General features: G+C 43.0%; 13 protein-coding genes. 12 read left to right on the forward strand and 1 reads right to left on the reverse strand.

What is annotated here, in order from left to right:
• The first annotated feature begins 31 nt into the window (after positions 1-31).
• The 3 genes from icmF to pyrG all read left to right on the forward strand — a co-directional run bounded on the left by icmF (position 32) and on the right by pyrG (position 5,911).
• Complete coding sequence (gene icmF / locus H538_RS0108485) at positions 32-3,295, forward strand: fused isobutyryl-CoA mutase/GTPase IcmF (RefSeq protein ID WP_026677245.1); 3,264 nt, start codon at positions 32-34, stop codon at positions 3,293-3,295.
• Positions 3,296-3,495: 200 nt separating this feature from the next.
• A complete protein-coding gene (gene rpoE / locus H538_RS0108490) occupies positions 3,496-4,008 on the forward strand; it encodes a DNA-directed RNA polymerase subunit delta (RefSeq protein WP_026677246.1) in 513 nt (170 codons plus the stop codon).
• Between the two features lie 301 nt (positions 4,009-4,309).
• Positions 4,310-5,911, forward strand: a complete 1,602-nt coding sequence (pyrG, locus tag H538_RS0108495) for a CTP synthase (protein WP_026677247.1) — start codon at positions 4,310-4,312, stop codon at positions 5,909-5,911.
• Between the two features lie 30 nt (positions 5,912-5,941).
• Here the strand turns inward: pyrG and H538_RS0108500 are convergent, their stop codons facing one another.
• The gene (locus H538_RS0108500; protein WP_026677248.1) at positions 5,942-6,478 is read right to left on the reverse strand and encodes a DUF2529 family protein; all 537 of its coding nucleotides are present in this window, start codon (positions 6,476-6,478) and stop codon (positions 5,942-5,944) included.
• 166 nt (positions 6,479-6,644) lie between these two features.
• Here H538_RS0108500 and H538_RS0108505 point away from each other — a divergent pair, with 166 nt between their 5' ends.
• The 9 genes from H538_RS0108505 (at position 6,645) to H538_RS0108545 (ending at position 14,596) form a co-directional block, all read left to right on the forward strand.
• Positions 6,645-7,019 (forward strand): response regulator, encoded by a 375-nt coding sequence (locus H538_RS0108505; protein WP_026677249.1) that lies wholly within the window; start codon positions 6,645-6,647, stop codon positions 7,017-7,019.
• Between the two features lie 228 nt (positions 7,020-7,247).
• Entirely contained in the window at positions 7,248-8,111 is an 864-nt protein-coding gene (gene fba, locus H538_RS0108510) for a class II fructose-1,6-bisphosphate aldolase (protein WP_026677250.1), read from the forward strand.
• Positions 8,112-8,155: 44 nt separating this feature from the next.
• Entirely contained in the window at positions 8,156-8,803 is a 648-nt protein-coding gene (gene fsa / locus H538_RS0108515) for a fructose-6-phosphate aldolase (RefSeq protein ID WP_026677251.1), read from the forward strand.
• Positions 8,804-9,055: 252 nt separating this feature from the next.
• The gene (murA, locus tag H538_RS0108520; protein ID WP_026677252.1) at positions 9,056-10,348 is read left to right on the forward strand and encodes a UDP-N-acetylglucosamine 1-carboxyvinyltransferase; all 1,293 of its coding nucleotides are present in this window, start codon (positions 9,056-9,058) and stop codon (positions 10,346-10,348) included.
• 84 nt (positions 10,349-10,432) lie between these two features.
• Positions 10,433-11,404 carry a class II fructose-bisphosphatase gene (gene glpX / locus H538_RS0108525; protein WP_026677253.1) on the forward strand — a complete coding sequence of 324 codons (972 nt, stop codon included), beginning with the start codon at positions 10,433-10,435 and terminating at the stop codon, positions 11,402-11,404.
• A 226-nt stretch (positions 11,405-11,630) separates the two neighbouring features.
• On the forward strand, positions 11,631-12,917 hold the full coding sequence (gene rho, locus H538_RS0108530; RefSeq protein WP_026677254.1) for a transcription termination factor Rho: 1,287 nt from the start codon (positions 11,631-11,633) through the stop codon (positions 12,915-12,917).
• 108 nt (positions 12,918-13,025) lie between these two features.
• Positions 13,026-13,226, forward strand: coding sequence for a 50S ribosomal protein L31 (gene rpmE, locus H538_RS0108535; RefSeq protein ID WP_026677255.1), 201 nt, complete (start codon positions 13,026-13,028; stop codon positions 13,224-13,226).
• A gap of 197 nt (positions 13,227-13,423) precedes the next feature.
• Entirely contained in the window at positions 13,424-14,053 is a 630-nt protein-coding gene (locus H538_RS0108540; protein ID WP_026677256.1) for a thymidine kinase, read from the forward strand.
• Between the two features lie 78 nt (positions 14,054-14,131).
• Positions 14,132-14,596 carry a hypothetical protein gene (locus H538_RS0108545; RefSeq protein WP_026677257.1) on the forward strand — a complete coding sequence of 155 codons (465 nt, stop codon included), beginning with the start codon at positions 14,132-14,134 and terminating at the stop codon, positions 14,594-14,596.
• Positions 14,597-14,638: the final 42 nt, after the last annotated feature.

Below are 14,638 nucleotides of genomic sequence, written 5' to 3' on the forward strand. Positions count from 1 at the left end.
ATAACAACCTTATGAAAGAGGAGGTTTCAAGATGAGTCAACAAGAAGTGTACCGCCCAAAATATCCTGTCCGGTTTGTCACAGCTTCAAGCCTATTCGATGGACATGATGCATCGATCAATATTATGAGGCGAATTCTTCAATCAAGTGGAGCAGAAGTCATTCATCTCGGCCATAACCGGTCGGTCGATGAAGTCGTTAACGCCGCCATACAAGAAGATGTCCAGGGAATTGCGATTTCTTCTTACCAGGGCGGACACGTCGAATATTTTAAATACATGATTGATCTTTTAAAAGAACGTGGAGCCGGTCATATTAAAGTATTTGGCGGGGGCGGCGGTGTCATTATTCCGCCGGAAATTAAAGAGCTGCATGAATATGGTGTTTCATGGATTTTTTCACCGGAAGACGGACGGAAAATGGGGCTTCAAGGCATGATCAACAAGATGCTTGAATTGTGCGATTTTCCGACAGTGACGAAGCTGACGGATGAAGTGGAGAGATTGCCGTCCCGTGATTCGCAGGCGGTCGCGCGATTGATTACCGTAGCTGAGAACAAGGTACTTGCGGAGAAAGAAATTGCGGCAACAGCTGAAACCGTTTTAGAAGAAGTGAGAAGCCTTGAGCAGCAGGTCCCGGTGTTGGGGATTACAGGAACAGGCGGTGCGGGAAAAAGCTCGCTTACCGATGAGCTCGTCCGCCGGTTTGTCAATGAATTTGAAGACAAAACCGTTGCCATCCTTTCGATCGATCCGACAAAACAAAAAACAGGCGGCGCATTGCTTGGCGACCGGATCCGGATGAATGCCATATACAACAAGAGAGTGTACATGAGAAGCTTAGCAACCCGCGGCTCAAGATCTGAGCTTTCTTCTTCCATTAAAGAAGCGATTGCGGTTGTCAAGGCGGCTGGCTTTGACCTTGTCATCGTTGAAACGAGCGGCATTGGCCAGGGCGATGCAAGCATCGTCGATGTTTCTGATGTAACGATGTATGTCATGACGAGCGAGTTTGGGGCGCCGTCACAGCTTGAAAAAATCGACATGATTGATTACGCAGACCTTATCGCGATTAATAAATTTGAACGGAAAGGTTCCGAAGACGCTTTAAGAGACGTGAAAAAGCAATATCAGCGGTCGCGCGGGTGGTTCGACAAAGATTTAGACGAAATGCCGGTATATGGCACGATCGCAAGCCAGTTCAACGATGCAGGGACGAACATACTTTTCCATGCGTTAATCGAAACGATTGAAAAGAAATGCGGCACAAATTGGGGTGCTGGAAGCGAAGCAAAAGAGTATGTTGCGAAGAAAAATGTCATCATTCCCGGAAACCGTGTCCAATATTTAAATGAAATTGTCGATACCGTGAGAAACTATCATAAAACGATTGATGAACAAGTGAAGCTTGCCAGAAAAAGCTATCAGCTAAACGGCGCATTGGAAACTTTAAAAGAGCTGGGAGATCCGACAGAAATAACGATGGAGAACCTTCAAAAAGCGAAGGAACAAATGGAGGAAAAGCTGCTTCCGGAAGCGAAAAAAGCGCTTGAAAATTGGCCGAAGCTCAAAGAAAAATATAGCGGCAAAGAATTCGTCACGAAAGTGCGCGATAAAGAAATCGTAACGGAATTAACGACGAAAAGCCTCTCCGGGCTCGATATCCCGAAAGTCGCTCTTCCGAAATATGAAGACTGGGGGGAAATTTTAAAATGGATCATGAAAGAAAATGTTCCCGGTTCTTTTCCTTACACAGCTGGCGTATTTCCGTTTAAACGGAAAGGGGAGGACCCGAAGCGCCAGTTCGCCGGAGAAGGAACCCCGGAACGGACGAACCGCCGCTTTCATTACCTTTCCAAGGACGATGAGGCAAAGCGGTTAAGTACGGCATTTGACTCGGTGACGCTCTACGGAGAGGATCCCGATTACCGTCCGGACATTTACGGAAAAGTGGGCGAGAGCGGTGTCAGTGTGTGCACATTGGACGACATGAAAAAGCTGTATGCCGGATTTGACTTAATCGCCCCAAGCACGTCGGTTTCAATGACGATCAATGGACCGGCCCCGATCATTCTGGCGATGTTTATGAATACCGCGATTGACCAGCAAGTTCAAAAATTCGAGGAAAAACATGGGCGGAAGCCGAATCGCGAAGAGTTAGATGAAATTAAAGCGTTTACATTGTCTTCTGTCCGTGGAACGGTTCAAGCGGATATTTTAAAAGAAGACCAGGGGCAAAACACATGCATTTTCTCGACCGAATTTGCCCTCAGGATGATGGGGGACATTCAGCAATATTTTATCGACCACAACGTGCGCAATTACTATTCCGTGTCGATCTCGGGTTATCATATTGCCGAAGCAGGCGCAAATCCGATTACACAGCTTGCGTTTACGCTGGCAAACGGTTTGACCTATGTTGAATATTATTTAAGCCGCGGCATGCATATCGATGATTTTGCCCCGAACTTGTCATTCTTTTTCAGCAATGGGCTTGATCCGGAATATTCGGTCATCGGCCGTGTGGCAAGGCGCATCTGGGCAACAGTCATGAGGAACAAATACGGGGCGAACGAACGAAGCCAGAAGCTGAAATATCATATTCAAACATCGGGCCGTTCCTTGCACGCCCAGGAAATCGATTTTAACGATATCCGCACGACTTTGCAGGCGTTAATGGCGTTATATGATAACTGCAATTCGTTGCATACAAACTCATATGATGAAGCGATTACGACACCGACGGAAGAGTCCGTAAGACGCGCGATGGCCATTCAGTTGATTATTACGAAAGAGCTCGGCCTCGCCAAAAATGAAAACTCATTGCAAGGTTCATTCATCATTGAAGAATTAACCGATCTTGTCGAAGAAGCCGTCCTTCAGGAATTTGAACGGTTAAACGCAAGGGGCGGTGTGCTCGGCTCGATGGAAACACAATATCAGCGCGGCAAAATTCAGGAAGAGTCGATGTATTATGAAATGAAAAAACATAATGGCGAGCTTCCGATTATCGGCGTCAACACATATTTAAACCCGAACCCGCCGTCCGATGAAGAATTTGACATGCAGCTTGCCAGGGCAACTAAGGAAGAAAAGGAACAGCAAATCCAGAACTTAAACGCCTTTAAAAAGCGACATGAAAAAGAGGCGCCAGCTGCTCTTAAAAAATTGAAAGAAACGGCATTAAATGGCGGCAATATTTTTGAAGAACTGATGGAAACCGTAAAAGTGGCAAGTCTCGGGCAAATCACGGGCGCTCTTTATGAAGTAGGAGGAAAATATCGCCGAAATATGTGATGCTAGAGATGAAAGGCGGGAAGTGAGAGGCTAAAATGGTAGAAAAAGAGGGTCGGACTCCCCTCTTTTTCTATTTTTTTTAAAAACTATAGCATATACTACTTAGATTTGTTTATAATGAAGAGTATGATTAAAATGAAAATGCCCATAGTATGCCATAGATTGTAGAGAATGAAAGGAAGTGCCGTTCTTTGAGTTTAATGAATGCTTACACTAAAGACGAAATCTTGGAAATGTCCATGGTAGAAATTGCTTTCGAGATTTTAAAAGAAGAAAAACAACCGATCCCTTTTTATGAAATGTTAAAGCGTATTGCTGAGATGAAGGAAATGTCCGATGAAGCCGTTGAAGCCCGTATCGCTCCTTTCTATACGGATATGAACATTGATGGCCGTTTTGTCTGCCTTGGCGATAACAAATGGGGATTAAAAGCATGGTATCCGGTTGAAAGCAGTGAAGAAGAATTAAGTACAACCAACAAACCGAAACGCAAAAAAGTAAAAGACGACGACTTCGATGTGTATGATGAAGACTTTGAAGATGTAGATTATGATAATCTTGAACTTGATGATGAGCTGGATCACGATGAAGACGAAACGGACGACCTTGATGATGATTTTGACGATCTGGACGAAGAGGATTTAGACGAAGAAGATTTAGAAGATGACGACCTCGAAGATGACGATTTATATGATGATGAGAAGGAAGAATAAAGCTCCGGCCTACCGGAGCTTTAAGCTGCATGTGAAAAACACGGCAGCCTAAAAAGTTGCTTTGGCAACTTTTGTTCTTGACTTCTTATGCAAAAGTAGATAAAATCATTTTTGGGCTAAACATAAACGAATTAAATAATTGATAAATGATAACAAAAGTGCCCCCGTATCCCGGGGATAGGTCACTTTTGTTTTTTTGTTTTTTCTAAACTTTTCGCTTGAAGTTAAGATTCCATAGGCACTTATGAAACGGGGCATATGAGAGCATACTTAAATTTGATAATCCAGAGGGGGAAAATTCATGACTAAATACATTTTCGTAACAGGCGGTGTTGTATCATCACTTGGAAAAGGAATTACGGCTGCATCACTCGGCCGATTATTGAAAAACCGCGGACTCCAAGTAACGACGCAAAAGTTTGACCCATATATTAACGTTGACCCTGGAACGATGAGCCCTTATCAACACGGTGAAGTTTTCGTTACGGATGATGGTGCGGAAACCGACCTCGATTTAGGACATTATGAACGGTTTATCGACATCAACTTAAATAAATACAGCTCGGTGACAACGGGTAAAATTTATTCTACTGTCCTCCGCAAAGAAAGACGCGGGGAATACCTTGGCGGAACGGTTCAAGTTATTCCACACGTCACAAATGAAATTAAAGAACGTGTTTTTCGCGCCGGGCGTGAAACCAATGCGGATATCGTCATTACGGAAATCGGAGGAACCGTTGGGGACATCGAAAGCTTGCCATTTCTTGAAGCAATCCGGCAAATTAAAAGTGATGTCGGCTCAGAAAATGTCATGTACATCCATTGTACGCTAATTCCGTACATTAAAGCAGCCGGTGAGTTAAAAACAAAACCGACCCAACATAGTGTGAAAGAACTCCGCAGTCTTGGAATTCAGCCAAATATTATCGTTGTTCGAACAGAGATGCCTGTTTCTCAAGACATGAAAGAGAAAATTGCCCTGTTCTGTGATATTAATCCGAAAGCAGTTATTGAAGCGAGAGATGCGGATACGCTTTATCAAGTACCAATTGATCTTCAAGAACAAAACATGGATCAAATTGTTTGCGATCATTTAAAGCTGGATTGCAAGCCTGCGGATATGACGGAATGGAAGGCGTTAATTGAAAAAGTATTAAACTTGTCAGGCAAGGCGAAAATCGCCCTTGTCGGTAAATATGTAGCATTGCAAGATGCGTATATTTCCGTCGTCGAATCATTGCGCCACGCCGGCTATTATTTTGATACCGACATTGAAGTGAAATGGATTAATTCTGAAGATGTCAGTAAAGAAAATGTGGCCGAATTACTTGGGGATGTAGATGGAATTCTCGTTCCAGGTGGATTTGGTGACCGCGGTGTGGAAGGCAAAATCATCGCCACGCAATATGCGCGTGAAAACAACGTTCCTTTCCTTGGCATTTGCTTAGGCATGCAATTAGCTTCTGTTGAGTTCGCCCGTAATGTGTTGGGGCTTGAAGGGGCTCATTCAAGCGAGCTTGATCCGGCAACGCCGCACGCTATCATCGATCTTCTCCCGGAACAAAAGGATGTTGAAGATCTTGGCGGTACGCTTCGACTCGGGCTTTATCCATGTAAGCTCGTTGAAGGAACAAAAGCATATGACGCGTACAATGAGAAAGTGATTTATGAACGCCATCGCCATCGTTATGAATTTAACAATGAGTATCGCGCCCAAATGGAGAAGAACGGATTTGTTTTCTCTGGTACAAGCCCTGACGGCCGATTAGTGGAAATTATTGAATTGGCAAATCATCCGTGGTTTGTCGCATGCCAATTCCATCCGGAGTTTGTCTCACGTCCAACAAGACCGCAAAGCTTGTTCCGCGAATTTATCCGCGCTGCCATTGAATTAAAGAAGTAAGATAAAAACGCCTCATTTTTGAGGCGTTTTTTATTCTTCGAACTCTAATAAAATATCCTTTGTTGTTAAAACAAGAGCGTGGTAAACATAAAGTGCCATAAGAGCTGACGGAAAGCCGATCCGGGAACCGTCCTCTAATGGAACGAGTTCTCTTGCTAATTGTGTATCAAGATGAAAATCGGCAAGTGTTCGTAAATCCTGTGCCTCACCCGTCTCTTTTTTTACTGCCGAAATAGCGATTACTCGTGCCGGCGTCTCTTTTTTAATCGCGGCCAGTTGTTTAATCATCTCCTGGTCATCATTAAATCTCGAGGCTACGATAACCGTGTCAATAGAAGTTAATTCATTGAATTTTTCAAGCTCAAGGAGCCGGGACGAAGAAAAAGCCTCCTGGCCAAACACCCCTTCGTAACAAACAGCCTTCATTTCATTCGTTCCGCTAAAATAAATGGCCCCTTCCGATAGTACCGTCTGCGCCAATAACCTTGCCGCATCTTCAATCGCTTCTTCATCTTTTTGGATTTTGTTCATTAACCCGACGAGCTGTGTCGAAAAAATTTTTAACATGATGAAAAATCCCTTCACTTAAATTTTTTTACCGCTTGTCCTGCATAATTAGTATACTTAAATTAATGTTTGATTTCATAATCGATGCAGGAAATTTATTGATAGGAAAGAATTATACATGTTAGATGTTTTGTACGAAATGAAAAACTAGATGGGGTGAGAAAATATGGGTGAGAAAATTTTAATTGTCGATGATCAATATGGAATTCGTGTGTTGTTGAACGAAATTTTTCAAAAGGAAGGTTATGAAACATATCAAGCTGGAAACGGCGTGCAAGCATTGGCCATTGTGGAAGAAGAAACACCGGATCTTGTCATTTTAGATATGAAAATTCCTGGAATGGACGGGCTTGAAATATTGCGCAGGATAAAGAAATTAAATGAAGAAATTCAAGTGATCATCATGACGGCTTATGGGGAATTGGATATGATCCATGAGGCGATGAAACTAGGTGCGATCACTCATTTTGCGAAACCTTTCGATATTGATGAAATCCGTTCGGCCGTAAGAAGCGAATTGTCGAAAAAAACAATAAAATAATTAATTCCAGAATTGCCAGCAATGATAGCGGTTGCATCGGCTAAAAGCTGATAGATTGCGGTTTTCATCACACCCAGGTATGTTATAATTAGTTTGATAGAAAATAAAAAGCGGTTAATCTCTCTCATTCAAACAGCTTGATGTTTGATTACATAAAAATAGCAAATGATAAGAGATGAGATTAAACTTTTTCATTTTATGTGTATCGTAAAGGGAGGATGTTGTAACATGCCTTTAGTTTCTATGAAAGAAATGCTAGAAAAAGCAAAAGCCGAAGGGTATGCAGTAGGTCAATTTAACATTAATAACTTAGAGTTCACCCAGGCGATTTTGCAAGCTGCACAAGAAGAAAACGCACCTGTCATTTTAGGGGTTTCAGAAGGGGCCGCTCGTTATATGGGCGGATTCAAGCTCGTTGTGGGCATGGTGAAGGCTCTCATGGAAGAATATAAGGTGACGGTTCCTGTAGCCATTCATCTCGATCACGGTTCATCTTTTGAAAAATGTGTAGAGGCGATGTATGCAGGCTTTACATCCGTCATGATCGATGGATCCCATTATCCGCTCGAAGAAAATATTGCATTAACGAAACGTGTCGTTGATGTTGCCCATACACTTGGTGTGTCCGTGGAGGCTGAACTTGGACGAATCGGCGGACAAGAAGACGATTTAGTTGTAGAAGATGCTGAGGCAATGTATGCAATTCCTTCCGAATGTGACCAGCTTGTTCGTGAAACGGGTGTAGATTGCTTTGCGCCGGCGCTTGGTTCTGTCCACGGTCCGTATAAAGGAGAGCCAAATCTTGGATTTGACCGTATGAAAGAAGTGATGGAATTAACGGGTGTTCCACTTGTCCTTCATGGCGGAACAGGAATCCCGACAAAAGACATTCAAAAAGCGATTTCATTAGGAACCGCGAAGATTAATGTGAATACAGAAAACCAAATCGCTTCTTTCAATACAGTACGCGAATATATTGCAGCAAATCCGGATAAGTACGATCCTCGTAAATATCTTGGAGCGGCCCGCGAAACGATTAAAGAAACAGTTAAAGGAAAAATTCGCGAATTCGGCTCTTCTAATAAAGCCTAATTTGAAAAAATTGAGCGGATAGCCTCTTATAAAGGAGTGATTGGATGAAATTTTTTATAGATACGGCGAACATTGATGAAATCCGCGAAGCGAATGACCTTGGGATTTTATCGGGTGTGACGACAAATCCTTCTCTTGTCGCAAAGGAAAAAGTAAATTTTCATGATCGCCTTCGTGAAATTACGTCCCTCGTGACAGAAGGTTCTGTCAGTGCGGAAGTCATTGGCACTACCTATGAAGAGATGATGGCTGAAGGAAAAGAATTGGCGGCGATTGCTCCAAACATCACCATTAAAGTTCCGATGACAAAAGATGGCCTGAAAGCCGTAAAAGCTTTCAGTGACATGAATATTAAAACGAATGTCACGTTAATTTTTTCTGCCAATCAGGCACTTTTGGCGGCGCGCGCAGGAGCTACATATGTTTCTCCTTTCCTTGGGCGGTTAGATGATATCGGGCATGACGGCTTATCACTTATTTCACAAATTGCTGACATTTTTGCGATTCATGAAATTAAGACAGAAATTATCGCCGCTTCGATCCGTCACCCTGTTCATGTAACAGAGGCTGCTTTAAGAGGAGCGCATATTGCGACGATTCCGTACAAAGTGATAATGGACTTAATGAAACATCCGTTAACCGATCAAGGAATCGAGAAGTTTCTAGCAGATTGGAATGCTGCAAATAAATAAAATAGAAAGCACCACCTTTTCGTGGTGCTTCCTTACTGATCATTTCTTCAACATGCCATTTTTACCCATAAAAATGGCATGTAATTCCTGTTTTTGTGAATACTACACATGAAGAGTATGCCATCTTTCTTTTGACCAGGGAAATGTATACTTTGTTACTCAAGGCATAAGTGCAATTTGACTTTGACCTTTGCTTTAGGCTTGGCCAAAGCCAGGTTTTCTAATAGCTCATGATGCAGAAGGGAGTTAACCATGGAACAAAAGCTAATGATCAAGGGAGGATATCCTCTTGAAGGTACTGTTCATATAAGCGGCGCGAAAAATAGTGCGGTCGCCTTAATCCCGGCTACGATTTTAGCGGAGTCAACAGTTACCATTGATCAATTACCAGATATATCTGATGTCCACTTGCTTCGCGATTTGCTTGAAGAAATCGGTGGCGTGGCTACGCTTGAAGAGAATACATTAACGGTCCATCCAGAAAAAATGATTGCGATGCCGCTTCCGAACGGAAAAGTAAAAAAACTTCGGGCATCTTATTATTTAATGGGTGCAATGCTCGGCCGCTTTAAAAAGGCAGTTATTGGTCTTCCGGGTGGATGCAATCTTGGCCCGCGTCCGATCGATCAACATATAAAAGGTTTTGAGGCGCTTGGAGCGAAGGTTACCAATGAGCAAGGAGCCATCTATCTACGTGCGGATGAATTGGTCGGGGCACGCATTTATCTTGATGTGGTCAGTGTTGGCGCAACGATTAATATTATGCTTGCAGCTGTCCGCGCCAAAGGACAAACGATCATTGAAAACGCAGCGAAAGAACCTGAAATTATTGATGTCGCTACACTATTAACAAGCATGGGAGCGAAAATTAAAGGCGCTGGAACGGATATTATCCGTATCGATGGAGTGGAGCATTTGCATGGATGCCGCCATTCGATTATTCCTGATCGAATTGAAGCGGGAACGTATATGATTTTAGCGGCTGCAATGGGACAACAAGTGGTCATTGACAATGTGATTCCGCTTCATTTAGAGTCTCTTATTGCAAAACTGCGGGAAATGGGCGTCTACATCGAATCGAAAGACGACCAAATTATTATATGCGGCAATCAAAAACCGTTAAAAGGCGTTGACATTAAAACATTGGTTTACCCTGGTTTCCCTACGGATCTTCAACAGCCGTTTACTTCACTGCTTGTGAAATCAGAGGGTACTAGCATTGTAACGGACACGATATATAGTGCCCGATTTAAACATATTGATGAATTGCGCCGGATGGGTGCGAACATTAAAGTAGAAGGGCGTTCTGCCATTGTAAACGGTCCAGCAAAGCTTGAAGGGGCAAAAGTTAAAGCATCGGATTTACGGGCTGGTGCGGCGCTTGTTGTTGCCGGATTAATGGCCGATGGCATTACGGAGATTACCGGGCTGGAGCATATTGACCGTGGGTATGAATCTTTGGTTGATAAATTAATGGGGCTGGGCGCCAAAATATGGCGTGAAAATATGGATGTTGAAGAAATGGAAGAAATCAGAAATTCATAGAAAGTCATCTTAGAAAAATACAGCGAAATTCCTGTACTGTCGGATGGTGTATCCGGCTTTTTAAAGGAAGGAGAAGAAGAAGCCATGGAAAGAAGTTTATCAATGGAGCTTGTGCGTGTAACCGAAGCTGCCGCTCTTGCTTCTGCGCGCTGGATGGGCCGCGGGAAAAAGGAAGAGGCGGATGATGCTGCAACTTCCGCGATGCGGGATGTATTTGATACCGTACCAATGAAGGGGACCGTTGTCATTGGGGAAGGTGAAATGGATGAAGCGCCAATGCTTTATATCGGGGAAAAATTAGGAACCGGATATGGACCACGTGTCGATGTTGCTGTTGATCCGTTAGAAGGGACGAACATATTGGCATCCGGGACGTGGAATGCTCTGGCGGTTATCGCAGTTGCCGACCATGGGAACTTGCTTCATGCCCCTGATATGTATATGCAGAAAATTGCGGTTGGTCCTGAAGCGGTAGGACAAGTTGATATTGATGCTCCGACGATCGACAATTTGAAAGCGGTGGCAAAAGCGAAAAATAAAGACATTGAAGATTTGGTTGCGGTTATTCTCAATCGTCCGCGCCACCAAAAAATTATTGAAGAAATCCGCGAAGCTGGAGCCCGTATTAAGCTTATCTCTGACGGGGATGTTGCGGCAGCTATTAATACGGCGTTTGAGGATACTGGAGTCGATATTTTATTCGGATCCGGTGGCGCTCCAGAAGGCGTTCTTTCAGCAGTGGCACTAAAATGTTTAGGCGGGGAGCTTCAAGGAAAATTATTGCCGCAAGACGATGCCGAACTTGAACGATGCAAAAAAATGGGCATTACCGATGTTAATCGAGTCCTTCGGATGGAGGATCTTGTGAAAGGAAATGATGCGATTTTTGCTGCCACGGGTGTAACCGATGGTGAATTGCTAAAAGGCGTTCGCTTCAAAGGGTCCATTGGAACGACTCATTCCGTCGTTATGCGTGCCAAATCCGGAACGGTTCGTTTTATCGACGGTCGGCACAGCTTAAAGAAAAAGCCAGATCTCGTCATTAAACCTGAATAAAGTCAGGAAAGACCTAAGTGGATCAACACTTAGGTTTTTCTTTCTACTTGATTAAAATGATAGAATTCGGTTAAAATAAGAAGTGCTATTTATTTTTTATACAAATATATTATTCCACTTCTGATCTAACTTCATCAGAAACTCCTTCCTATAATGATTAATTTTTCCCTGTGTTGCATCAGCGTGAATAACAGGAAACATAAAGATGATAAAGTGTGGTGTCATAATGGGTTTATTATTAGCCGAATTAGAAACGAAAAAATTAAAAGAATTGTATGAATTGGCAAGAGAATATAAAGTTGCTTATTATGGGAAATTAACAAAACGTGAACTCATGTTTTCTATTTTAAAAGCGCAGGCAGAAAAAGACGGTTTTTCTTTTATGGAAGGAATTTTGGAAATTATCCCGTCAGAAGGTTTCGGTTTTTTGCGGCCGATCAATTATTCACCAAGTTCACAGGATATATATATTTCCGCCTCTCAAATTCGCAGATTTGATTTACGTAATGGTGACAAAGTATCAGGAAAAGTCCGTCCGCCAAAAGAAAACGAACGTTATTACGGCTTGCTGCAAGTGGAAGCGGTTAACGGCGAAGATCCGGAAACGGCAAAAGAACGGGTTCACTTCCCTGCATTAACCGCTCTTTACCCGGAGAAAAAAATGGTCCTTGAAACGGAAGGATCGAACTTGTCAACAAGAATCATTGACATGATCTCTCCTGTTGGTTTTGGCCAGCGTGGATTGATTGTCGCTCCTCCGAAAGCTGGTAAGACAAGCCTTTTAAAGGAAATTGCGCATAGCATTTCAACGAATCATCCGGAATCGGAGCTAATTGTTTTATTAATTGACGAACGCCCGGAAGAAGTAACCGATATTGAGCGCTCAGTTAAGGGGGAAGTCGTTAGTTCCACCTTTGATGAAGTGCCTGAAAACCATATTAAAGTCGCAGAGCTTGTGTTAGAGCGTGCGATGCGTCTTGTTGAGCATAAGAAAGATGTTGTTATTCTTTTAGATAGTATTACTCGTCTGGCCCGTGCCTATAACTTAGTCATTCCGCCGAGCGGCCGTACGCTATCCGGAGGGATTGACCCGGCAGCGTTCCACCGTCCAAAACGGTTTTTCGGGGCGGCAAGGAATATTGAAGAAGGCGGCAGTTTAACGATTTTAGCGACAGCCCTTATTGAAACTGGTTCACGAATGGATGATGTCATCTATGAAGAATTTAAAGGGACAGGCAATATGGAGCTTCACCTTGACCGTAAACTGGCTGAACGCCGCATTTTCCCTGCGATCGATATTCGCCGTTCAGGAACTCGTAAAGAAGAAATGCTCATTCAAAAAGATCATTTGGAATCATTATGGGCTATTCGCAAAACGATGGATGATTCGTTTGATTTTGTTGAATCATTCTTAAAACGGTTGAAGAAAACAGCGAACAACGAAGAGTTCTTTGAATTGTTTGAAGCGGAAAAAATGGGGTTAGGCAAACGTGTAAAAACCGTGTCGAACTAAAACGGTTGTTGAGTGGTTGAAAAAATAGTCGAACCCTGCTATACTGATGCTATGTGTTTATTTAAACTCTGTTTCCACAGGATTCAGGGCAGAAGGAGTTGAGAACGAATGAAAGCTGGAATTCATCCAAACTACAATAAAGTGACAGTTCGTTGTGCTTGCGGTAACGAGTTTGAAACTGGTTCTGTAAAGCAAAATATTACTGTTGAGGTTTGTTCTGAGTGTCACCCGTTCTATACTGGACGTCAAAAATTTGCTGACGCAGGTGGACGTGTGGATCGCTTTAAGAAAAAATACAACCTTAAGTAAATTGCAAGTTGGAAGAGGGCAGGAAAACTTCTTGCTCTCTTTTTTACTGTTTTTAACCGGCGCCCGTCCTCAAAAAAGTACATTGAAATGCCGTGTATGATTTAGAGGTGAAGGAGGCGCTTATGTTTTTTAGACAACTTTTTAACGTTTACATAAATGAATCGACCCATTGTTAAACGCTTGAGGAGGGGCGCTTTATGTATGAAATTAAACAGAACGGCTGGCTTGAAGTCATTTGCGGCAGCATGTTTTCCGGAAAATCGGAAGAATTGATTCGCCGGGTGCGACGCGCTAAATACGCGAAACAAAATGTGGAAGTATATAAACCGGTTATTGATAACCGTTATAGTGAAGTATCCGTTGTTTCTCATACGGGTTCAGCTATTATTGCAAAGCCCGTTGAGCATTCGGCAGCTATTTTAACAGCTGTGTCTCCTGATGCAGACGTTGTAGCGATTGACGAAGTGCAATTTTTTGATCACGGCATCATTTCGGTCGTTCAAAAATTGGCAAACAAAGGGATCCGTGTGATTGCAGCCGGCCTTGACCTGGATTTTCGCGGTGAACCGTTTGGCCCGATGCCTGAATTAATGGCGCTTGCAGAATATGTGACAAAGCTTCAGGCCATCTGTCTTGTTTGCGGTTCTCCTGCCAGCCGAACGCAACGTTTAATTAACGGTAAACCAGCCTGTTACGATGATCCGATTATTTTAGTAGGGGCTTCGGAATCGTATGAAGCACGATGCAGACATTGCCATGAAGTTCCGGGTAAAGATGAGTATAGCCCAACAGAAAATAGCATGAAGATCGCGGAAAAGAACACCTGACACTACTTTGTCAGGTGTCTCTTTTTTTCATAAAAGAATGGTGACTGGAGAAGCTAATGGCAAGGAGGTGTTTGCTCTGTGAAAAAGGTGGGAGGCGCTCTCGTTCTCGTGATGCTTCTTAGTGCATGTTCACCATTAAACCCGCCGAAAGCAACTGACAAATATGAACCATCTGCATATAAAAATAATGTTCGTGATCATCTAGCGGGCCATGGTCCTATTCATTATGGAATAACGAAAACGAATCCGAAGTTTAACTACAGTCAGGATACGAATATGAATCCACACGATTATCGAAGTTTAAATCAACAACGTTTTAACATTTCCGATGATCAGGATAAAATCCGCCAGATCGTCAAAGATGAAACTGGTATCAATCCACAGATGGTTACGATTAACGGGCATTATGCACATGTTCATATTAATGTTCCTTCTAATATGTCCAAAAAAGAGAAGGCAAATCTTCACCGAAAGCTTATGGAAGCATTTGGGCGAGCGATTCCGCGCTATAAATTTTCGGTCAAAATAGATAGCAATCATTAAAGGCAAGACCCGCTTCTTCTTTCAAGAGACGGGTCTTGTTTT

This window comes from Fictibacillus gelatini DSM 15865 (genome assembly GCF_000430745.1).
Lineage (GTDB): Bacteria > Bacillota > Bacilli > Bacillales > Fictibacillaceae > Fictibacillus_A > Fictibacillus_A gelatini.

Excerpts from the sequence above, each read along its gene's own strand:
- icmF (WP_026677245.1), top strand. The coding sequence starts at position 32 with ATGAGTCAACAAGAAGTGTACCGCCCAAAATATCCTGTCCGGTTTGTC.
- rpoE (WP_026677246.1), top strand. The coding sequence starts at position 3,496 with ATGAATGCTTACACTAAAGACGAAATCTTGGAAATGTCCATGGTAGAA.
- pyrG (WP_026677247.1), top strand. The coding sequence starts at position 4,310 with ATGACTAAATACATTTTCGTAACAGGCGGTGTTGTATCATCACTTGGA.
- H538_RS0108500 (WP_026677248.1), bottom strand. The coding sequence starts at position 6,478 with ATGTTAAAAATTTTTTCGACACAGCTCGTCGGGTTAATGAACAAAATC.
- H538_RS0108505 (WP_026677249.1), top strand. The coding sequence starts at position 6,645 with ATGGGTGAGAAAATTTTAATTGTCGATGATCAATATGGAATTCGTGTG.
- fba (WP_026677250.1), top strand. The coding sequence starts at position 7,248 with ATGCCTTTAGTTTCTATGAAAGAAATGCTAGAAAAAGCAAAAGCCGAA.
- fsa (WP_026677251.1), top strand. The coding sequence starts at position 8,156 with ATGAAATTTTTTATAGATACGGCGAACATTGATGAAATCCGCGAAGCG.
- murA (WP_026677252.1), top strand. The coding sequence starts at position 9,056 with ATGGAACAAAAGCTAATGATCAAGGGAGGATATCCTCTTGAAGGTACT.
- glpX (WP_026677253.1), top strand. The coding sequence starts at position 10,433 with ATGGAAAGAAGTTTATCAATGGAGCTTGTGCGTGTAACCGAAGCTGCC.
- rho (WP_026677254.1), top strand. The coding sequence starts at position 11,631 with ATGGGTTTATTATTAGCCGAATTAGAAACGAAAAAATTAAAAGAATTG.
- rpmE (WP_026677255.1), top strand. The coding sequence starts at position 13,026 with ATGAAAGCTGGAATTCATCCAAACTACAATAAAGTGACAGTTCGTTGT.
- H538_RS0108540 (WP_026677256.1), top strand. The coding sequence starts at position 13,424 with ATGTATGAAATTAAACAGAACGGCTGGCTTGAAGTCATTTGCGGCAGC.